20 protein-coding genes and 2 pseudogenes are annotated in these 22,224 nt (G+C 31.1%); 19 read left to right on the forward strand and 3 right to left on the reverse strand.

Annotated elements, in window-relative coordinates:
* The first annotated feature begins 44 nt into the window (after window positions 1-44).
* Together MY490_RS09520 and MY490_RS09525 are read left to right on the forward strand one after the other, a co-directional pair.
* Window positions 45-572 carry a hypothetical protein gene (locus tag MY490_RS09520; RefSeq protein ID WP_248268967.1) on the forward strand — a complete coding sequence of 176 codons (528 nt, stop codon included), beginning with the start codon at window positions 45-47 and terminating at the stop codon, window positions 570-572.
* A complete protein-coding gene (locus tag MY490_RS09525) occupies window positions 573-1,805 on the forward strand; it encodes a DEAD/DEAH box helicase (RefSeq protein WP_248268968.1) in 1,233 nt (410 codons plus the stop codon).
* Window positions 1,806-1,843: 38 nt separating this feature from the next.
* On the opposite strand, the gene MY490_RS09530 is transcribed toward MY490_RS09525, so the two are convergent.
* Window positions 1,844-2,788, reverse strand: a complete 945-nt coding sequence (locus MY490_RS09530) for an MBL fold metallo-hydrolase (RefSeq protein WP_348983788.1) — start codon at window positions 2,786-2,788, stop codon at window positions 1,844-1,846.
* A gap of 167 nt (window positions 2,789-2,955) precedes the next feature.
* On the opposite strand from MY490_RS09530, the gene MY490_RS09535 reads away from it, so the two are divergent.
* The gene (locus MY490_RS09535) at window positions 2,956-3,438 is read left to right on the forward strand and encodes a glutathione peroxidase (RefSeq protein ID WP_248268970.1); all 483 of its coding nucleotides are present in this window, start codon (window positions 2,956-2,958) and stop codon (window positions 3,436-3,438) included.
* 158 nt (window positions 3,439-3,596) lie between these two features.
* Here the strand turns inward: MY490_RS09535 and MY490_RS09540 are convergent, their stop codons facing one another.
* Entirely contained in the window at window positions 3,597-5,825 is a 2,229-nt protein-coding gene (locus MY490_RS09540) for an alpha-galactosidase (protein WP_248268971.1), read from the reverse strand.
* 403 nt (window positions 5,826-6,228) lie between these two features.
* On the opposite strand from MY490_RS09540, the gene MY490_RS09545 reads away from it, so the two are divergent.
* From MY490_RS09545 to MY490_RS09610, 14 genes and pseudogenes are all read left to right on the forward strand, one after another.
* Window positions 6,229-7,854 carry a DUF6044 family protein gene (locus tag MY490_RS09545; protein WP_248269349.1) on the forward strand — a complete coding sequence of 542 codons (1,626 nt, stop codon included), beginning with the start codon at window positions 6,229-6,231 and terminating at the stop codon, window positions 7,852-7,854.
* Window positions 7,855-7,879: 25 nt separating this feature from the next.
* Window positions 7,880-8,857, forward strand: coding sequence for a glycosyltransferase family 2 protein (locus MY490_RS09550; RefSeq protein WP_248268972.1), 978 nt, complete (start codon window positions 7,880-7,882; stop codon window positions 8,855-8,857).
* Window positions 8,858-8,859: 2 nt separating this feature from the next.
* Window positions 8,860-9,297, forward strand: coding sequence for a GtrA family protein (locus tag MY490_RS09555; RefSeq protein WP_248268973.1), 438 nt, complete (start codon window positions 8,860-8,862; stop codon window positions 9,295-9,297).
* Between the two features lie 538 nt (window positions 9,298-9,835).
* Complete coding sequence (locus MY490_RS09560; RefSeq protein ID WP_248268974.1) at window positions 9,836-10,483, forward strand: HD domain-containing protein; 648 nt, start codon at window positions 9,836-9,838, stop codon at window positions 10,481-10,483.
* Window positions 10,480-12,369 carry an ABC-F family ATP-binding cassette domain-containing protein gene (locus MY490_RS09565; protein ID WP_248268975.1) on the forward strand — a complete coding sequence of 630 codons (1,890 nt, stop codon included), beginning with the start codon at window positions 10,480-10,482 and terminating at the stop codon, window positions 12,367-12,369. The genes MY490_RS09560 and MY490_RS09565 overlap by 4 nt, the downstream gene beginning before the upstream one ends.
* Before the next feature lie 164 nt (window positions 12,370-12,533).
* The gene (locus tag MY490_RS09570; protein ID WP_248268976.1) at window positions 12,534-12,923 is read left to right on the forward strand and encodes a single-stranded DNA-binding protein; all 390 of its coding nucleotides are present in this window, start codon (window positions 12,534-12,536) and stop codon (window positions 12,921-12,923) included.
* Between the two features lie 55 nt (window positions 12,924-12,978).
* The gene (locus MY490_RS09575; protein WP_248268977.1) at window positions 12,979-14,133 is read left to right on the forward strand and encodes a conserved virulence factor C family protein; all 1,155 of its coding nucleotides are present in this window, start codon (window positions 12,979-12,981) and stop codon (window positions 14,131-14,133) included.
* The gene (locus MY490_RS09580) at window positions 14,133-14,561 is read left to right on the forward strand and encodes a BrxA/BrxB family bacilliredoxin (RefSeq protein WP_248268978.1); all 429 of its coding nucleotides are present in this window, start codon (window positions 14,133-14,135) and stop codon (window positions 14,559-14,561) included. The genes MY490_RS09575 and MY490_RS09580 overlap by 1 nt, the downstream gene beginning before the upstream one ends.
* A gap of 212 nt (window positions 14,562-14,773) precedes the next feature.
* Entirely contained in the window at window positions 14,774-15,565 is a 792-nt protein-coding gene (locus tag MY490_RS09585; protein ID WP_248268979.1) for a class I SAM-dependent methyltransferase, read from the forward strand.
* Window positions 15,566-15,588: 23 nt separating this feature from the next.
* Window positions 15,589-16,086 (forward strand): annotated as a pseudogene (gene thyA / locus MY490_RS09590) (thymidylate synthase); the annotation flags it as partial.
* A gap of 332 nt (window positions 16,087-16,418) precedes the next feature.
* Window positions 16,419-16,718, forward strand: a complete 300-nt coding sequence (gene thyA / locus MY490_RS09595; RefSeq protein WP_432707051.1) for a thymidylate synthase — start codon at window positions 16,419-16,421, stop codon at window positions 16,716-16,718.
* Window positions 16,715-17,197: a dihydrofolate reductase gene (locus MY490_RS09600; RefSeq protein WP_248268980.1), complete on the forward strand. Its 483-nt coding sequence runs from the start codon at window positions 16,715-16,717 to the stop codon at window positions 17,195-17,197. Before thyA (MY490_RS09595) ends, MY490_RS09600 begins: the two co-directional genes overlap by 4 nt.
* 110 nt (window positions 17,198-17,307) lie before the next feature.
* Window positions 17,308-17,964: an FMN-dependent NADH-azoreductase gene (locus MY490_RS09605; protein ID WP_129688791.1), complete on the forward strand. Its 657-nt coding sequence runs from the start codon at window positions 17,308-17,310 to the stop codon at window positions 17,962-17,964.
* Window positions 17,965-18,107: 143 nt separating this feature from the next.
* Entirely contained in the window at window positions 18,108-18,815 is a 708-nt protein-coding gene (locus tag MY490_RS09610; protein ID WP_248268981.1) for a lysophospholipid acyltransferase family protein, read from the forward strand.
* Window positions 18,816-18,850: 35 nt separating this feature from the next.
* On the opposite strand, the pseudogene trhA reads toward MY490_RS09610, so the two are convergent.
* Window positions 18,851-19,476, reverse strand: a pseudogene (trhA, locus tag MY490_RS09615) (PAQR family membrane homeostasis protein TrhA).
* A 205-nt stretch (window positions 19,477-19,681) separates the two neighbouring features.
* Here trhA and iadA point away from each other — a divergent pair.
* Both iadA and MY490_RS09625 read left to right on the forward strand, forming a co-directional pair.
* Window positions 19,682-20,848 (forward strand): beta-aspartyl-peptidase, encoded by a 1,167-nt coding sequence (gene iadA / locus MY490_RS09620; RefSeq protein ID WP_248268982.1) that lies wholly within the window; start codon window positions 19,682-19,684, stop codon window positions 20,846-20,848.
* A gap of 295 nt (window positions 20,849-21,143) precedes the next feature.
* Entirely contained in the window at window positions 21,144-22,214 is a 1,071-nt protein-coding gene (locus MY490_RS09625) for a BMP family lipoprotein (RefSeq protein WP_248268983.1), read from the forward strand.
* Window positions 22,215-22,224 lie beyond the last annotated feature (10 nt).

The following is a 22,224-nucleotide window of genomic DNA, read 5'->3' on the forward strand; positions in this document are numbered from 1 at the left end:
AAATAAGCGAACTTAGGAATCTATTGAATAAAGGAGTTTAGATAATGTTTGATCCGACCGCTTTTGATAATATGAAGGTTATAATAGAAGGGCTCTTATATGACAAAGATTTAGAAGGAGAATATGAAATCACTGATCGAAATGACTTTGTTAATCTTTCCAAAATGGATCGATTATTCTCAATTCGATTTAAAAAATTAAACAAGACGACAAAGACAACAAGTTGCACATTTTCAATGAGTACATCAGCTAGTGATTTATATAATGAATTAATTAATGGAAATACTGAAGTAGGATGTTATATTGAAATTGAATTTTCTTTTCCTAAACCATTAGAAATCGAAATCATTCAAAGAAGTCTACTTTTATTTCAAAATAAGACAAATGAGCAATTCACTCCATTTTATAACATTAAACACTCTATTTTAGATAAAAATATGATTGAATCGTCAGTTAACATAAAATTTCAAAATAAAATGACCGAAGATGACTTCGATCTAATAGAAGAATTGGTACATATTACAGAAATAATGTTACAATGGTACGATGAGCAAATATTAAAGGAGATTTAAATGGAACATTTTCAATTATCAGAACAAACAATCTTAAAAATAAAAGCAAATAATATTACGAAATGGACAGCAGTTCAAGAGGAAGCAATCCCAGCGATTTTAGATGGGAACGATGTCATAGCGCAATCTCCGACAGGTACTGGTAAGACTCTTGCATATGTTTTACCTCTAATTAATAAGGTTGATGAAATGGAAGAAAATCCTCAAATTATGATTATGGCTCCAACTCGTGAACTTGTAATGCAAATTTTTCAGGTTGTTCAAGACTATACACAAAATACGAATATAAAGGCAGCTTCAATTGTTGGTGGAGCGGATATAAAACGTCAGATTGAAAAATTAAAACAAAAGCCTAAAATTATCGTTGGTTCACCGGGGAGAATCTCACAATTAATTAAACAGAAAAAATTAAAAATGCATTGTGTTAAGACAATTGTATTTGATGAAGTAGATGAATTATTAAAAACAGATGATCAAAAAGATTTACCGCAAATTGTCAAAGCAACGATGAAAGATCGCCAACTAGTATTTTTATCTGCAACAATAACACCAGCAGCAATGCAATTTGCAAAGGAAACAAGTTCAAATCTAAAAGAAATTTCGATTGAACAAAGCTTGGAAGGAAATATAATTCATGGTTTTATTCCTTGTGAAGAAAGAGAGAAGCTAGAATTACTTAGAAGAATTGCTTCTGTTCAAAATATGAAAGCTATCGTATTTAGTAATGAACCATTTAAACTTGAAGGATACGCTTCTAAATTAAATTTTAGAGGAATTAAAACAGCGGTACTGCATTCAAAACTAGGGAAAATGGAAAGAAGTCGAGTTTTAAATGATCTTCAAATCGGTAAAACTACTTTACTATTTTCAACTGACGTAGCAGCACGAGGTATCGATTTACAAGATTTACCATATGTCATAACACTTGATGTACCAGAAAAAGTTGAACAATATACTCATCGAAGTGGTCGTGTAGGAAGAATGGGTAAACAAGGAACTGTTATAAACTTAGTAACACCTCGAGAGAAAAAGAATTTATTTAGCTTAAGAGGAACGCAAAAATTGTTTTTTGAACATCTAACGGTTTCGCATGGTGAAATACAAAAAGTCGAAATGAAAGAAAAACAACTGAATGAAAATCAATCAAAAGAAAAAAGAACGAAACCAGATTCAAATCAAAATAAAAAACCTTTTTCAAGCAAAAATAAACCAATGAAAAAAATTAAAAAATAAAACAAACTTCAGCCAAGTGGCTGAAGTTTTTTGTTTTGTTAATTTTGATCCATAGCTAGTACTAATCCCATAGCTGAAACTTCTAAATCTAACTTAATAATCTGGAAAACTGGGTGACTCTCATCTATATTCTTATTTTGAAGATCTTGCTTTACTTCATTATATAATGCTGCTGACAAGATCCTGCTTTTATCATAAAAAGATTTTTCTTTATTATCATCAATGGAGGAAGTAGTTAATTTTATAAAACGATCTAAATATAGTTTTAAAGAATCATATACCAAATTTGTATCTCTAGTTAATCCATAATGACCGAAGCAGATAGCATCTGGATTATACGCTTGAATTTTTCGAGATGAACTTAGCGTTGCTTCGTATGAAAATTGATTAGGCGATGTCGATGGTAAAATAAACGTACCTATTTCTTTTTGAAGCTGTGGATAATAAATACCTAATGTATCTCCTGTATACATAAATCTACTAGAAGAATCGAAAATTGAAATATGATGATTTGCATGACCTGGAGTATGCAAAAATGTTAGTTTGCGATTTTTACCAATAACAAGCTCCTCACCATCGGCTACCTCATAAATTTTAGTAGAGTCAATTGGGAGAATTGGTTTAAATAAACGATCAAAATCCTCACCATAAACTTGTTTTGCACTCGCAATTAATTTTGTCGGATCTTCTAAATGCCTAGCTCCCTTTGGATGGACATAAAGAGTTGCATTAGGACATTTTTCCATTAATAATCCAGCGCCACCTGAATGGTCTAAATGAATATGTGTTACGATAACATGTTTAACTCTGTCTAATGAAATTTGTAGCTCTTTTAAACCTTGTAATAAATACTCGTGGGAAGGACTAGCACTCGTTTCAATGATTGTAATATCTTCCTCTAAAATAATATAGCTACCCGTTCGTTCCTGAAGCGATAAATCATATAAATCAATTAAATATGTATTAAAGCCTAAATCTTGCATACCCATACCTCCATTCTTTTGTTAAAAGGTGAAGAAAATAGTTTAATTAAACTATAATTTAAATACTAATAGGTTTGGAGGTTTTTTTCAAAAAATAGTAATTAGAATAGACTTTTTCATGGAAAATAATTACTATTAATATTATAAGGAAGTAGGAGGAATGTGAAATGAGTATTTATGATTTTGAAGTCAAAGATAGCAAAGGCGAAGAAGTATCTCTTTCAAAATATAAAGATAAAGTGATAATTGTTGTAAATACTGCAAGTGCATGTGGATATACTCCTCAATATAAAGATTTACAAGCATTATATGAAGAATATAAAGAAGAAGGATTAGTAATTCTTGGTTTTCCATGTAACCAATTTATGAATCAAGAACCAGGTTCAAATGAAGAAATTCAAAGTTTTTGTGAATTAAATTTTGGTGTAACTTTCCCTATTTTCGGAAAAATTGATGTAAATGGTGACAAAGCAGATCCACTATTTAAATATTTAAGCTCAGAAGCTCCTGGTATTATGGGGTTAAAATCAATTAAATGGAATTTTACTAAATTTATTATTGATAAAAATGGTGAAGTCATTGAACGATTTGCTCCTCAAACAAATCCTCAAGAGATGAGATCGACTATTGAGAAATTATTGAAAGCTTAAGAACCTTCATTTGTTGAATGGTCTTAAGACCATTTAAAAACGCTTGTTTTTATCGCACATCTGCAAGATTTGCTTCTCGTAAAGACAAGCGTTTCGATTGGTCAATATTTCTACTATTTCGAACTTCGTCAGAGGACATTAAGGACGAGTTTGTACATTTAATCAGGACAAACAAGATGAAAGATGCAAGATTGGAAATCACCTGCTCGTTTTGCAATTTTTTTATTGGCGCCATTAAATTCGAGTGGTAAGGGGATTCCGTTTTCCATTAATTCGTTTCCATAAAAAGTGAGATTCGTTGTGTTTAGAAAATATTTCTTATTTGGATTTAAACCTGTCAGTTTTAAAGTCTGGGACTTCATTGGGTTTGGGCTTGCTAATATTTTGTACCAACCTATAATGGCTTCATTTTTATTTTTACTTATTACCATCCAAGCTACTTCGTTTTCCTTAAAAGGATCAAGTAAACGATAAAAATCTCCTTTCATAATCAACGATTGGTGATGTTTGTAAAATTGTATTTGCGATTTAATTTCTGATTTTTCTTTTTCAGTAAGTATCAAAGGATTTAATTCGTAACCAAATGTTCCAAAGAATGCGACATTAGCTCTAATTGATAATGGGGTATTACGAAATGTTTGATGATTAGGTGATGCTGATACATGTGATCCGATGCTAGAAATTGGGTATGGTAGTGAGGTACCGTATTGAATTTTTAATCGTTCAATTGGGTCTGTATTATCACTTGCCCATGCTTGGGGTGCATAAAACAATAAACCAGGATCAAATCGACCACCACCGCCAGCGCATGATTCAAATAACACATTTGGAAAATCACTTACTAGTCGTTCATATAATTCATACACACCTAAAATATATCGATGAAAAAATTCATCTTGCTGATCATTAGCTAACTTCATAGAATAAGCTTCAGTAATATTTCGATTCATATCCCATTTTATATAGTCTAAATTTGTATTTTTTATAACATCTGCCATTTTTTTATAAATGTGATCGACAACATCCTTTCTCGAGAAATCTAATACTAATTGATGTCTTCCTAAAGAAACCTGTCGATTAGGTGTATGAATAATCCAATCAGGATGATTTTTAAATAAATTACTATTTTGACTAACCATTTCAGGCTCAAACCAAAGACCAAATTTTAAACCTAACTCTTTAATTTTATTGGCAAAATGATCTATTCCTAAAGGGAATTTTTCAGTATTTGAATACCAATCGCCTAGAGAGCTAGTAGCATTATTTCTTTTACCAAACCATCCATCATCTAATACAAATAATTCAATCCCAAGTTTTTTTGCTTCTCTTGCGATTTGAAGTAAAGATTCTTCATTAAAGTTGAAATAAGTGGCTTCCCAATTGTTTATTAATATAGGTCTTTCATTATTTTTCCACTTACCACGAATTAGGTTGTTTCGATATAAATCATGATAAGTTTGACTCATCCCGTTCATACCTTTATCAGAATACACCATCACTACTTCAGGGGACTGAAAGTGTTCGTTTTCAGATAATTTCCAAGTAAATCGAAACGGATGAATTCCCATCGTAATTCTAGTCATATCATAATGATCAACCTCAGCTTGAGCAATAAAATTTGAGCTATAAACTAAATTAAAACCAAATACATCACCATTATTTTCTGTAGTCTCTTTTCTTCTAAGGGCAAGAAATGGGTTATGTTGATGTGAACTTGAACCACGTAAACTCGATATGCCTTGTGTACCCATCACTAATTGACGTTCATTTAAATGTCTCTCTCTAGACCATGCACCACTTAGTTGAATCATAATGAAATCAAAATCAGGAAAATCAATAGATACACTCATAAAACGTTCTAAATAAAAAGGTTCCGAACCGTGGTTACAAATATAAGCACTTCTAGTAATAACAGACAAATCTTTAAAAATTGTATAGCATAAGACTAATTCAGCATTAAGTGTTGAGTCCTCTAGAACAATCTGAATTGTTTCTGCATCTTCTTCATTTTCTGTATAAGTAGCAGGTAAACCATGTAAAATGGGTTTCCCTTTTGTAATTGTATAATCTTTATAGATAAAGCTAGTAATATGGCTACCGTTTAACTGACGAATACTTAATGCCGGTTCTCGATAGTCAGAGGTGCCATATACGGGATATTCCTGTCTGATTGTTTCAAGACTAATTGATCGATCAGCATAATAATAAGAAGTATATGTTGTAGCACTATTGTCATTTTGGATATGAGTAAAATTTGAATGAATGTCAATCGCTTTTCCAAAATACAAAGACCCAAGATGACCATTTTTCATGACATAAAATACATAACTAATTCTTCCATTTGTTAGATGAAACTTTTTTTGTTCGTCATCCACAAAAATCAGCATGATTGCACCTCTAGTACATGATTTAATGACTTCTAAAAACTATTTATATACTATTAAAGAAATTAGCCTAATCAAATTTTTATGCACATTATTAAAATAATATTTATTACTTATTGTAAATTATAGGAAAATTTAAATGAAATTTTAGTCAAATTTTCATCTGATTTTCAGAAAAGAATTTTAATATTAAATGGACATAGCATTAAGCGTCTATTAAACGAAATCTTTATCATTAATGATAGAAGTGAGAAAAAGGTTGGAAGGATCGAACTCTGGCGAACAAGAGAGGGGAATTTTAATCAGTAATCCAAAAACTAAAAATAAACAAAGTGGTGTAATAAATTTGAAATTATTTAAACAATTAAGCCATGAAAATAAACATTTAATTATTGCAACAATTTTAATGATCATTTATGTTTCTCCTCTATTCCTATTAGGGGAAAATGCTCATATTAGAGTACATGATAATTTAGATTCAAATATTGCATGGTATAAAACACTTAGAAACTCAGGACAATTATTTGGTAAATTAAATTCTACAATCCCACAGATCATTAATGGATTGCCAAGAAATGCTTATGGAACGGAATTTAGTGGTATACAGTGGTTAAATAATCTCTTTGCGCCAATGCTGGCCTATTCAATAGGTCAGACAATTACCAGAGTCTTTGCGTTTCTTGGGATGTATCTCTTGTTAAAAAAGCATTTTATAACATCAAAAGAAAATTACTTAATTAGAGTATGGGTCTCACTTGCATTTGCACTAACACCATTTTGGCCGTCTGGAATGCTAAGTACATTGGGGATGCCACTAGCACTATGGGCGTTTCTAAATATAAGAATTGGAAAATATTCCTGGATAGACTGGATTACTCTTATATTATTACCCTTCTATTCTAGTTTTGTATTAGGATTCTTTTTCTTTTTAGTAATGATGGGATTGCTATGGTTAAGAGATGTATTTGTAAAAAAGAAAATCAATCTAGTGTTCTTTTTAAGTATTTTATTAATGACTTTAATGTATTTAGCAATCGAATATCGCCTTGTATTCTCACTAGTCATTCCATCTGAACCAACAAGTAGAAATGAGTTTTTAAGCTCTACATTGGGTTTTTGGCATACGATTCGATTAGTATTTAAGAATTATTTTTTAGGACATACCCATGTTTTAACACTTCACACTCTAGTCATTGTACCTTTATCTTTTATTGTATTCTGGACTTTAAGAAATAAAAAAAGAGATAGTATTGAAAAAAGATTTCTATACTTATTTATTCTTAATTTTTTATTATCCGTTTGGTACGCCTTTTGGTTTTATAAAGGATGGAAGCCAGTAAAAGAACAATTTCAACTTTTAAATACGTTTAACTTTGCTAGATTTCATTTTTTAAGACCTTTAATAATCTATTTAATGTTTGCTGTTGGAGCCTATCTTCTTTGGTTAAAGGGAAAAGGTTGGCAAAAGTTTGTAAAGATTTGTTTAGTAGTTCAAGTAATTGTAATGTTTTGTGCTAATGAGGAAATCGTATATCGAGTAGCGGGGAAACCATCATTTAAACAATTTTATGCTGTAAATCAATTTAATGAAATCTCGAAATATATTGGAAAACCTAAAAATAGTTATCGGGTTGCAAGTATAGGCATTCACCCATCGATTGCTCAGTATAACGGTTTTTACACGCTCGATACGTATAATAATTTTTATTCGTTAAAGTATAAGCACCAATTTAGAAAAATAATTGCCCCTGAACTTGAAAAAAGCCCGTTGCTTGAAAATTATTTCGATCATTGGGGGGGGAGATGCTACCTATTTGTAGCTGAACTAGGTAAAAATTATGAATTTAAAAAGGACTCAAACGTAAAAATCCATCATTTAAATCTAAATTTTAATGAATTTAAAAAGATGGGTGGGGAATATATTTTTGCGGCTGTCCCAATTGAAAATGCTAAAAGTAATGGTCTTAGATTGATGAAGATTTTTAATGATCATAATTCTGCATGGCGCATCTATCTATACGAAGTAAAATAACCACCTTAAAAAGGACGTGATATCCATGATACCTTTATTAACGATTGTTGTACCTTGTTACAATGAACAGGAAGTCTTTGAAGAAACAGCTTATCAACTCACTTACTTACTTGAAGAATTAATATATGATTCTCTTATTTCTGATGATAGTAAAATTCTATTTGTAGATGACGGAAGTAAGGACCGAACATGGGAATTAATAGAAGAGGAAAGTAACGAGAATCAATTTGTTAAAGGATTGAAGCTTGCTAAAAATGTAGGGCATCAAAATGCACTCATTGCTGGGCTTGAAATTGCAAACAAGCAATCCGATTGTGTAGTTTCAATTGATGCGGATTTACAAGATGATATTAATGTGATTCGTAAATTTGTAGAAAAGTATTTAGAGGGATTTGATATTGTTTATGGCGTACGAGATAGTAGAGAAACAGATACTTTCTTTAAGCGTTCAACAGCGCTTGGATTTTATCGATTCATGGGGAAAATAGGAATTAATCTGGTTCCAAATCATGCTGATTTCCGATTAATGAGTAAACGGGCATTAGATGAATTATTCAAATATAAAGAAACAAATTTATTCTTAAGGGGACTAGTACCTCTTGTAGGTTTTCCTTCAACTAATGTTTATTACGATCGAAAAGAAAGATTTGCGGGAGAATCAAAATATCCATTAAAAAAGATGCTATCGTTTGCGTTTGACGGGATCACTTCATTTAGTATAGCCCCGATTAGATTTGTCTCACTGCTGGGGTTTTTATCCATCTTATTTAGTTTATTAGCAGGTGGCTATGCAATTGTTCAACATATATTAGGGAATACGGTTAGTGGATGGCCATCACTTATGGTCTCAATTTGGTTTGTTGGTGGAGTTCAATTATTGGGTATTGGAATGATCGGTGAGTATATTGGAAAGATTTATCACGAAGTTAAAAATCGACCAAGGTATGCAATTGAAACAGATTTATATACAATGACGCATACTGAACTAGTAAATAAGGGGTAAAGATGAATAAGACATTTTTCCGTTTTATTGCAGTAGGAATTGCAAATACAATTGTAGGATTATCATTCATTTATTTACTACTTCATTTATTTGGTTTATCTTATTGGATTTCAACATTTATTGGAAATTCTTTAGGCGCATGTATTAGTTATATTTTAAATCGGAATTTTACATTTAAAAGTCAAGGCTCAGTAAAAAAAAGTATTCCAATGTTTATCATTGTCATTTTAACTTGTTATTTTATAGCATTTGATCTTGGTGCTAAAATAATTGAATATCTTTTTAATTTACAGGATTTTATATCTCAAAATTTTAAAAATGACTTAGCTGTCTTAATTAGTTCTGGGTTATATACGATTTTAAATTATTTTGGTCAAAAATTACTTGTTTTTAAAAATAAAAATATGAATAAAAAACAACTCGAAAACGAAAGAATGTGAACAAAATGAATATTTTAGTACTTGGCGGAGCTCTATATTCATGTTGAAGATTTAATGAATGTACATTTACTCGCACTTAATTACCTTTTTAATGGTTGAAAAAGTGATATTTTTAACCTTGGAAATAATAAGGGATATTCAGTATTATAAATAGTAGAAGCAGTTCATCGAATAACTAAGAATCCAATACCATATAAAATCAATTCTAGAAGAGGAGGTGCCCCAAATATTCTAGTTGCTTCTTTTAGAGAAAGCTAAATAGTTTTAGGATGGACAGTAAAGAATGAAGACATCGATTTGATTATTAAAGCTGCTTGGAAATGGCATAAAACGAATCCAAATAGATTTAAGAACAAATATACGACTCAATATAATTAGATTTCTAAATTTATATAAAATCATAATTTTGTAGAAACACCTAAAACCTTCACTTTAAGTGAAGGTTTTTTCGTAAATTTAATTCCCACTTAGCCTATTAATGTTTTTCGGAGAAAGAAAAATGATATAATATCACTAGTCGATTTATGGGGGTACGAGTATGAATCAGCATGAAATCATATTACAATTAGAAAATTATGTTCGAAATCTTCATCAAGGTGATAGTTCTGGACATGACTGGCATCATATAGACCGTGTTAGAAACTTAGCTGTACATATTGCTAAAAAAGAAAATGCAAATCAATTCATCGTAGAATGTGCTGCATTAGTTCACGATGTAATAGATGATAAATTACATGATGATCTTGAAGTTCAAAAAATACAATTAGAATCAATTCTAAATGAATTATTAAATAGTAATGAAGATGTAAAATCAATTTTGTACATAATTGAAAATATCTCCTATAAAGGAGGTAATGGGGTTATTCCAACTTCTTTAGAAGGTAAAATTGTACAAGATGCTGATCGTTTGGATGCAATTGGAGCAATTGGTGTTGCTAGAACGTTTGCATACGGAGGTAAAAAAGGTCGTAGTATGTATAACCCTGAGTTTAAAATAAGAGATAACATGACGATTGAAGAATATAGAAGTGACAAAAGTTCTTCGCTACATCACTTCTATGAAAAAATATTAAAACTAAAAGACTTAATGAATACAAAAACAGCATTAGAAATGGCAGAAGAAAGACATTTATTTGTAGAAAAATTCATCGATGAATTCATGAAAGAGTGGAATTTTAAAATATGAAGATTTTAAGTGTAGAGAATTTAATTAAAACTTATGGGGAAAAAACTTTATTCGATAAAATTTCATTTACCGTAAGCGAAGGGCAGAAAATTGGATTATTAGGTATAAATGGAACTGGTAAATCGAGTTTATTGAAAATTATTGCAGGTGTCGAGTCAGCTGATGATGGAAAAATTACGACTCCAAAGGATTATGTAATAAGTTATTTGCCTCAACATGAAGACTTTGATAAAAAACAAACGATTCTTGAAGCAGTATTTGAGAGTGATGATAAAGTAATGGTTTTAGTAAAATCATATGAAAAAACTTTACAAGCACTTGGAGAAGATCCATCTAATCAAGGATTACAAAATGAATTACTAAAATTACAAGCTGAAATGGATTCATTAAATGGTTGGGATTTAGAAGCAAATGCAAAGACAATTTTATCTAAATTAGGGTTATCAAATTTAAATTTAGATGTTTCATTACTTTCAGGTGGTCAGAAGAAAAGAGTAGCCCTAGCAAAAGCATTAATTCATCCATGTGATTTATTAATTCTAGATGAGCCTACGAACCATTTGGACTATGAATGTATCGTTTTTTTACAGGAATACATAAAAAGACTACAAAATGCAGTATTATTTGTAACCCATGATCGTTACTTTTTAGATGAAGTTACTACAGCACTATTAGAGCTTTCAAATAGTAATATCTATCGTTATGAAGGAAACTATCAGTATTATATTGAACAAAGAGCTGCTCGAGAAGAGCAAGAGTCAGCTACTAATGAAAAAAGAAATAATTTATTTAGAAGAGAATTAGCTTGGATGCGTAGAGGAGCAAAAGCTCGAACAACTAAGCAAAAAGCTCGTATTCAACGATTTGATGAGCTTTCAGGTAAACTCAACAATCAAGAAAAAGTGGAATTAGAGATGAACTTTCAACAAACTCGTTTAGGTAAAAAAGTTGTTGAGTTTATTAATGTTGATAAGTCGTTTAATGAGAAAACGATTTTAGATAATTTTAACTTACTTTTACTTCAAACTGATCGAATAGGAATAATTGGTGAAAATGGTGCGGGTAAAACAACTTTATTGAAATTGCTTGTTGGAGAAGAACAAGTTGATTCTGGTGAAATTGAAATTGGGCAAACAGTAAAAGTAGCATACTATACTCAAATACAAGAAAATATGAATCCAACGATGAGAATGATTGATTATATTAAGGAAGAAGCAGAAGTCATTCATACACCAGATGGAAAAACAATTTCAGCTTCACAAATGCTGGAAACATTCTTATTTCCTACCCAATCTCACGGAGTACAATTGGGCAAACTTTCAGGTGGCGAAAAAAGAAGACTATATTTATTAAGGCTCTTAATGACTGCTCCAAATTTATTATTACTTGATGAGCCAACGAACGATTTAGATATTGATACTTTAACGGTTTTAGAAGACTATATTGAGAATTTTAGTGGAGTAGTAGTTACCGTATCACATGATCGCTATTTCTTAGATAAAGTTACTAATAAATTATTAATTTTCGAAGGTGAAGGAAAAATTTCAACTACTTTAGAAAGCTATACGGATTATTTAGAACGACAATCAAACGAAAAACGTGAAGTTGAAGCTGTAAAAGAGCCAATTGAAAAACCAGTATATCAAAAAGAACAAAAGAAAAAGCGATTAACTTATCAAGAACAAAAAGAATGGGATAGTATTGAATCTGAAATTGAAAAACTGGAAAATGAGATTGAGCAACTAAATGAAAAATTACAAGGCGTAGGCTCTAATTTTGATGAAGCTTATAAACTTTCGAAAGATATTGAGGAAAAAGAAGCACAACTTGAACACAAAATGGAGCGTTGGTCAGTTTTAAGTGATTTAGTGGAAAGTCTAAAGTAGAGTATTAATTTTGAGTTTTGGATGATGATGTCATTTTACTACTTAAGTTTTTTTATCTCATAATGAAATTTTTAAAATAAAAGTTTATTTAAAATACCATTTTCCTTTTTTTACGAACTTACAATAATTTTGTATTGTAGAAAAAAATAAAGGAGATGGTAATAATGATAAACAATGTTGTATTAGTAGGTAGATTAACGAAAGAGCCCATTTTACAAACTACACCGAATGGAAGGAAAACAACTTTTATTAATATTGCTACAAATGTTTATTCAGATTATCTGAAAAAAACGAAAACGAACTATGTTTCAGTAAAATTATGGGGTCCCATTGCTGAATATGCTACTAAAAAAGCAAAAAAGGGGATGGAAGTTTCTATTGAAGGAGTTATAAAAACTTCAAGTTATGTAAAGGAATCTGAAAAACCTATTTATGTGACGGAAATAATAGTTGAGAAATTTCACCTTTTTACTCGTCGAACTGAAGAGTTAACTCACAACGCAATCGAATCTAGAACAAATGACTTTGAAGAATTTGTTAAGGCGTTACAATAGTGAGTTTTTCCTCTTTTTGATAGAATGGACTAAATAACAAGAAGAGGAGATAAAGATGAAAATTAAGTCAATTGAACCAACACCAAGTCCTAATACAATGAAAGTGTTATTAAATGAAGAATTGCCATCAGGAAGTAGAAATCATTATTCTATTGATAATATTGACAAGGCACCATTAATAATTCAAGAAATATTAGGAATAGAAGGGATCAAAAGTGTCTATCATGTAGCTGATTTTATTGCCATTGATCGAAAGTCAAATGCAAATTGGCAAACCATTTTGCTTCAAGTCAGAAATGTATTTGGTGAAGAAGTAAATGATGAATCTACTAATGAAACGATAATTGATAGTCATTTTGGAGAGGTACAAGTATTTGTTCAAATGTATCATAATATACCAATGCAGTTGAAATTAATTGTAAATGGTGAAGAACAAAGAGCAGCTTTACCTCCTTTCTATAAGGAAGCAATTATGAAACTAACAACATCTGCATCAAATGTAGTATTTGAAAGACAGTGGATTGATTATGGCATTCGTTATGGTGAATTAGCAACAATAGAGAAAGAAATTATTGATGAATTAACGGCTATTCACACTGAAAACGACATAAAGAATATCGTCAATGAAGTGATGAAGAATGATGAATCGAATACTGAGAAAAAAGAAGTTCCTAAATTTGAACCTTTTACTGCAGATATTTTTGAAGAAAAAGATTGGAAAAAAAGGTATGCGAGATTTGTAAAAATCGATCCTACCCTTGAAGACCTACCATTACTAGAAATCGCATTAAAAGATGAACATGTTTCAATAAGAAGATTAGCTACAGCTTATTTAGGTATGTTAAAATCAGAATTAGTGTTACCTTATTTATATAAGGCTTTAAAGGATAAGGCAGTTGGTGTAAGACGAATTGCTGGAGATTGTCTATCAGACTTAGGATTTGAAGAAGCCATGCCAGCTATGATTGAAGCATTAAAAGATCCTAGTAAATTAGTTAGATGGCGTGCAGCAATGTTTCTTTTTGAACTAGGTGATGAAAGTGCAATTCCAGCATTAAAAGCTGCATTAGAAGACCCAGAATTCGAAGTGAAATTACAAGTTCAACTTGCTTTGCATCGAATTGAGAATGGTGAGGAAGCACTTGGTTCAGTTTGGAAACAAATGACTGAGCGTAATAAAATAGAAAATGACAAAGGAGAAACAAACTAATGAATGCATATGATGAGTACATGAAAGGGATCGTAAAGCCAATGAGAGAGGAATTAACTTCAAATGGTTTTACAGAATTAACTACTGGGGAAGAAGTCGAGTCATTTATGAATGATTTAAATGATACTGCTTTTTTTGTAATCAATTCAGTTTGTGGTTGTGCTGCTGGACTTGCTAGACCTTCTGCAGTTCAAGCTGTTATTGAATCAGAGAAAAAACCTGCAAATGTTATGACAGTGTTTGCTGGACAAGATAAGGAAGCTACTGCAACATTAAGAGAATATTTAGCTGACTTCCCACCATCTTCACCTTCAATGGCAGTATTTAAAGGTAAAGAGGTAGTTGGATTTATTCCTCGTGAACAAATCGAAGGGTCAACTCCTGAAGATATTAAAGCAAGAATTCAATCAATATTTGCACAAATGTAAAAAGAGGATTTTTCCTCTTTTCAGTGTATAGACTAAATCCAAAAATTTGACTTTCAGACTGTTTGCTAGCGCTTGTCTTTTAGGTGAGGAGCGGAGTTTACCTTTACGCGGTAAAGAGCTCGGTAGACAGGTGAAGCAATTAAGAATGATGAGCGTTTGGCGGGCAACTGAAAAGAGGATTGTTCCTCTTTTTTTCTTAATTAAGGAGACATATGATTATAACAACTTGTCTAAGACCAGATGTTTATTTAGAAAAGGAAGCAGAGATAATTGCTTCAGACTTAAATGGACAGCTAATCCTCCGTAAAGAATTTAGCATTGAAGAAATCTATGCTAAATTTAAAAAACCTATACTTGTTATTAGTAAAAATAGATTAGAATGGTATGAGGATAGCCAAGCTATTCCATACTTTTTTCACCCGAACTCCTCAGTTTTTAGAATTAGACGTTTGATAAAGGGCGAACATGATCCATTTTGTGACGCTTGTTTATTAACAAAAGGTGATTATCTATTAGACTGTACACTTGGAATGGCTTCAGATAGTATCGTTGCAAGTTACGTTGTAGGTGAGCAAGGTAAAGTGTTAGGCTTAGAGAAAAACCAAATTATTGCTTATCTAACTAAGAAAGGTTTAAAAACAAATAAACAGAACATTTTAGATTGGTCGAATATCATTAACAAAATTGAAGTGATAAATATAGATTATAAAACGTATTTAAAGACACTACCAGATCAATCTTTTGATATCGTTTATTTTGATCCGATGTTTGAAAAAAATATTGAAACCTCCTCGGGTATTGCAGCATTGAAAAATTTAGCATCATATGATGACCTAACATATGAAGTAATCAACGAAGCTAAGCGCGTTGCAAAAAAAAGAATAGTGTTGAAAGATCATTTTAGAAGTGAAAGATTTAAAAAATATGGATTTAATCAATTAATTCGCAAATCATCAGAATTTCATTTTGGCTATATTGAAATTAAAGAAGAAGATCAGCATTAACAATACATAATTAGGAGGTCAATATGAAGCAATACTTAGATTTATGTAAACACGTATTAGAAAATGGCATGAAAAAAACAGACCGTACTGGAACAGGAACAATTAGTACATTCGGTTATCAAATGCGATTTAATCTTCAAGATGGCTTTCCTTTAGTAACCACAAAGAAAGTTCATTTAAAATCTATTATTCATGAATTATTATGGTTTTTAAAAGGCGACACTAATATTCAATACTTAAAAGAAAATGGTGTTCGCATTTGGAATGAGTGGGCAGATGAAAATGGTAATTTGGGCCCTGTATATGGGGAACAATGGAGATCATGGAAAGCTGCTGATGGCTCAACAATTGATCAAATTACTGATGTAATTAATCAAATAAAAACAAATCCAGATTCTCGAAGATTGATTGTTTCTGCGTGGAATGTTGGAGAACTTGATAAGATGGCATTAGCACCATGTCATTGTTTTTTCCAGTTTTATGTAAATGATGGAAAACTTTCTTGTCAGCTTTATCAGCGTTAATTCTGAGCGCCTTTACAGAGTAATCTGTACCGATAACCTTGCTAAACGGGGAAACTCTTAAATAAAGACAATCCCGTGCTAAATTTATTCTTTGTTGGTGGTATTATGAAATAGTAATCTGGATTGTTTAAAATTATTAATTCCCAAATTTCATAATTACAAAGAATCATAAATGCCTAACGACTATCCAATTATGGAGTAGGGTGCAAGTGATTGGCACCCGAAATGCAAGGGACCTTTATGAGGTCGTGATATAGTCTCATCTGCATGGTGACATGTAGCAGTTCTTTTTAAGAACGGACCAAGCGTAACGAACTTGGTTGAAGATTTTGTCAGCTGACATTTTTTTAGGAGTTCCATTTAATATCGCATCATATGCACTATTAACAATGATGATTGCTCAAGTATGTGATTTAGAATTAGGTGATTTTGTACATACATTTGGAGATGCTCATATCTATACAAATCATCTTGATCAAATTAAATTACAATTAACAAGAGAGCCTCATAAATTACCAAAAATGAAAATAAATCCAGAAATCAAAGACATTTTTGAATTTAAATACGAGGATTTTACATTAGAAGATTATGAATGCCATCCTGCGATCAAAGGAGTAGTAAGTGTATGATTGCTGCATTAGTTGCGATGTCAGAAAACAAAGTAATCGGCTTAAATAATAAGATGCCTTGGCATCTTCCACAAGAGCTTGCTTATTTTAAGAAAGTAACTACTGGGTATACAATTATTATGGGAAGAAAAACCTTTGATTCGATTGGTAGACCACTTCCAAACCGAGAAAATATCGTTGTAACAAGACAAAAGGATTTTCAAGCAGAAGGTGTTACAGTCATTCATGACGTTATAAGTTATATTGAAGAAAATAAAAATAAAGATTTATTTATTATTGGTGGGGCTGAAATTTTTAATTTAACATTCCCTTATTTAGATACACTTTATATTACGGAAATTGAACATAACTTTGAGGGTGACACTTTTTTCCCTGATTTTTCAAAAGAAGAATGGAATGTTAAATCTGTTTCTGATGTACAAGTCGATGAAAAATCAAAAATTAAATTTAGATATTTTGTTTATGAAAAAAAGTGTTGACATCTTGAATTAGAGATATTATCATGAGGTTAAGGGATTAAACAATCCCTTGATTTTTAAAAATAAATCTCGAATTAAAGATAAATGAAACTGAGAGGAAGATGTTTAAGATGAAAAAATTACTTTATATTACTGCAAATCCAAATGCAATTGAAAATTCATTTGGTCTATCTGTAGGGGAAGCATTTATTAATGAATACAAAAAAGCAAATCCTGAAAATGAAGTTGTTCATTTTGATTTATTCAAAGAAAATGTCCCTATGTTAGATGGAAATGTATTTGATGCATGGGGCAAATTAGGAAACGGTACTGCTTTTGAAGAATTAAGTGCTGATCAACAAGCTACTTTAGCTGCTATGAATCGTAACTTAGAAATTTTCACTCAAGCTGATGAGTATGTATTTGTTACACCATTCTGGAACTTTAGTTTCCCATCAGTTGTAAAAAACTTTATTGATAATATCTCAATTGCAGGTAAAACATTTAAATATACTGAAAATGGTCCAGTTGGTTTACTTGAGAATAAAAAAGCATTACACATCCAAGCAAGCGGTGGCGTATATTCAGAAGGTCCTGCAGCTGGAATTAATTTCTCTAGCCCATACTTAACAAGTATCTTAAACTTTGTAGGTGTTACTGATGTAACTACATTATTCGTAGAAGGTATGGCTGCAATGCCAGATAAAGCACAAGAAATTAAAGCTAATGCAATTGAAAAAGCTAAAGTTCTTGCTGCAGAATTCAGTGGGGCAAAAGTTTCGAACTAAAGATTCACTATATTAAGGAATCGGCAAATAAAAGCCGATTCTTTTTTGATTGTCGTTTATTAAATAATCAGGATGGATAATACTTTTCAAGTGGTTGGGCATTTTGTATAATAATTAACATACTCAATTATCGGAGGATTAATATGTTTCGCACAATATTTGCTGCAACACGCATTGTAGTTGGTGTAATTGAAGCAAAGCTAAAATTATCATCAGTTAAAAAAATACCAAAAGATTTACCTGTACATGAGCAAGACCGTATAATGCACCAATTTCCTGATTATTTCGGGAAAATGATGATTGGCTGTACTGGTAGTAAGGTAAAAGTTGAAGGGATCGAAAATATTCCTAGAGACGAAGGAGTCCTATTTGTAAGTAATCATCAAAGTAATTTTGATATTCCACTATTATTAGGATATTTAAATAAGCCGATTGGATTCATTGCAAAAATCGAATTAAAAAAACTACCTATTGTACCAGACTGGATGGAACAAATGCATAGTGTATTTATGGACAGAAGTGATCGAAGACAATCACTTAAAGCTATAAAAGAAGGCGTTGATAAACTTAAAAATGGCCATTCATTAGTTATTTTTCCAGAAGGTACTCGAAGTAAGGGTAGTCAAATGGGTGAATTTAAATCAGGGAGCCTACATTTAGCAACGAAATCAGGGGTTCCAGTTGTTCCTGTTAGAATTGAAGGGACTTATAATATTTTAGAAGCTAATGGTAATCGTATTAAACCAGCAAATGTTACACTTAAAGTATTTCCACCAATTTATCCTGAACAAATTGGAATCACAGACGCTAAAGAATTAACTAACTATATTAAAGAGATTATTGAATATTAAAACTAAAAGCGCTCATTTAAAATGAAGCGCTTTTTTTAAACAACAAATTTAAATATACAAAAATACATAGATGCACTACCTAATAATACAAATAAATGCCAAATAGCATGACTATATGGCCAACGTTTGACTAGAAAAAAAATTGTGCCAATCGAATAAAATAGTCCTCCTAATAATAAGTAGAAAAATCCTATGCCAGATAATCCTACATAAATAGGCTTAATTGCAAACATCATTAACCAACCCATAATTAAATAAACAATAGTTGAAAATAATTCAAACCTATTAACATATATAAATTTAAAGATTACACCTGAAACGGCCAAGCCCCAAATAATTGTTAATAAGGACCAGCCAATCCTACCCCTTAATGTTACGAGTAAAAATGGAGTATAAGTTCCAGCGATTAATAAATAAATTGCCGAGTGATCTAAAATTGTAAACAGTCTAATTAACTTTGGGTCTCTAACGCTATGAAGTAATGTTGAGCAAATATAAATAACAACATAGTCAAACCAAAGACTGTAAAGGAAATTAAATGCAATGGTGTCCCTTTATGCATAGCTTTACTAATTAAATAATATAGTGCTGGGATGCTCATTATTGCACCAATCCCATGAGTAATAGCGTTTGCTAATTCTTCTTTCATTGCTCTACTCATAAAAATGCCTCCTATGTTAATTGAATCATTTTTATCCATGAGAGTATTATGAACAAAACTAGGGATTTAATGTTTTCAATATTTAATAGCTGGATGTATATTTTGATCGATCATTTTAAAAAGTTACTAAAATGCAAGAATGATTCATAAAAAAGACAGATATGGTAATCTGAATTAAACAAAATTATTCTAAATGGAGGTATATATGTTACTCATAAAAAATGGTGAAATCTTTACCCCAAAGTCAATAGGTAAAAATGATATTTTAATTTCGAATGAAAAAATTGAGTATGTCCATGAAGAAATAAGCATTACCTCATCTTCGGTTCCTTTACAAATATTTGATGCAACTGCCTACTATATTGTGCCTGGCTTCATTGATGCTCATGTGCATCTTATTGGTGGAGGAGGTGAAGGTGGATTTAAAACAAGAACACCAGAATTATTGTTGTCTGATTGTATTAAAGGAGGCATCACCACCGTAGTAGGAGTAATTGGTACAGATGGAACAACAAGAACAATGGCCAGTCTACTAGCTAAATGTAGAGCATTAGAAGAAGAGGGAATTACTTCATTTGTCTATACGGGCTCTTACCAAACACCTGTCAAAACGTTATTTTCTAAAATTGAGGAAGACATCATCTTAATTGATAAGATTATCGGTGTAGGAGAAATAGCAATTTCAGACCATCGATCATCTCAACCGACAAAGGAAGAATTTGCAAGAATAGCTGCACAAGCTCGAAATGGGGGCTTGCTTTCAGGAAAGTCCGGGGTTGTAAATGTACATATTGGAGATAGTAAAAAAATGTTATCAATGATCGAGGAGGTTGTTGAAGAAACCGAATTACCAATTACTCAATTTTACCCAACACATATTAACCGCAATAGCTATTTATTTGAAGCAGGAATTAACTTTGCTAAAAAAGGAGGGTTTGTTGACTTTACAACTAGCTCAATCCCTCACTTTTTGAATAATGGTGAAGTGAAATGTAGCGTAGCATTGAAAAGAATGCTCAATTCAGGTGTAAGCATTGAACAAATCACGTTTACATCTGATGGACAAGGTAGTCTACCAGATTTTGATCAAAACGGAATACTCAGAGGCATGAAGGTTGGAAGAGTAAGCAGTTTATATAACGAAGTAAAAGACGCAATTTTAATTGAAGGCATCAAGATTGAAGATGCAATTAGCGTAATCACTAAAAACCCAGCTAATATATTAAAATTACAAAAAGGACAAATCAAAAATGGATACGATGCAGATTTAGTCTTACTAAATAAAGCCACGCTAGAAATCGAAGTAGTTATTTCAAAAGGTAAAATGATGATGCAAGATAAAGAAATATTAGTAAAAGGAACATTTGAATGAATATAGCTTAATTGATAGAAGAATAGGAATTACTAATTATTCCTACTTTTCTAATTCGAGAGCGAGCATCCTTTTGTGGAAATCAACAAAACTTAACTCCTTTTACGTAAATTTGAAAAATAAATAATAAGAATGCTTTTCAGCAACGTGAAAGCAGGAGGTATATGTACTTCCTGCTTTTAAAAATATTCGATCCAATAACCCTCAATTTCCTAATCCCTCTTTTTTTCAACGAATAAAACAATAATCGAAAATTCATACTAGAAATAATTGTATTCGAATGAGGTGAATGATTTTGTATATAAAAAAGACTGCATTAATCTTAATTTCGATAATTGCAGTCGTCATTTCGGCTTGCAGTAATAATCAAGAGTCTAGTAATACTTTCAAAATTGGGATTATCTCCAATTCAAATGATAAAAATGATAGTTATTTAAATTCAATTGCTATGAAAGGAATTACTAAATTTGCAAAAGAGGAAAATTTACAAAAAGATAAGAATTATAAATACATTACAACAAGTAGTAAAAAAGGTTTTGGAAAAAAAATTACTAAAATGGCTGAAGAAAATTATGATTTGATTATTGGAATAGGTAATAATCTAACTTCTGTATTGAATAAAGTTGCAGAAAACAATAAAAGTACAAAATTTGGTGTGATTGATTCAAGAGTTGACCAACCAAATGTAATTAGTATTAATTTTACTGAACAAGACGGAAGTTTTTTAGCAGGTGTAATAGCAGGAATGAAAACAAAAACAAAAAAAATTGGATTTATTGGTGGAGAAGACAATGAAATTATTAACAGATATAAGTATGGATTTATTTCTGGTGTAAAATCAGTAGATAAAGAAATTGAAGTTCTAACAGCGTATTCAAATACCTTTAATGACTCTAAAATAGGTTCAAGAATAGCAAATGACTTTTTGATGAAAGACGTTGATATAATTTTTCCTGTAGCGGGTTTAACAAGTAAAGGCGTGTTTACTGCTGCAAAAAAGATTAGGAGATCAAATCAAAGGGAAGTATGGGTAATAGGGGCTGACCGTAATGAGTATAAACACGGATTACCTGAAAACGTAACTCTTATTTCACTTGTGAAAAAAGTTGATCAGGCAGTATATGATTTGGCTAAACAAACAAAATCGAATGAATTTCATGGTGGTAAAACGTTAATTTATGGTTTAAATGAAGATGGTATAAAATTAATACTAGCGGATAATAATGTTGAGGACCCAATTTTAGTAAAAGTTAATGAATATAAAGATAAAATTCAAAGTGGTGCTTTAGTAGTACCTAGTAACAAAGAAGAGTATTTACAGTTTAAAGAAAAATTAATTTTATCTAATAACAATAATGTGAACTGATAACATTGTT

Origin of the sequence: Gottfriedia acidiceleris, assembly GCF_023115465.1 — a bacterium.
In the GTDB taxonomy this organism is placed as follows: Bacteria; Bacillota; Bacilli; order Bacillales; family Bacillaceae_G; genus Gottfriedia; species Gottfriedia acidiceleris_B.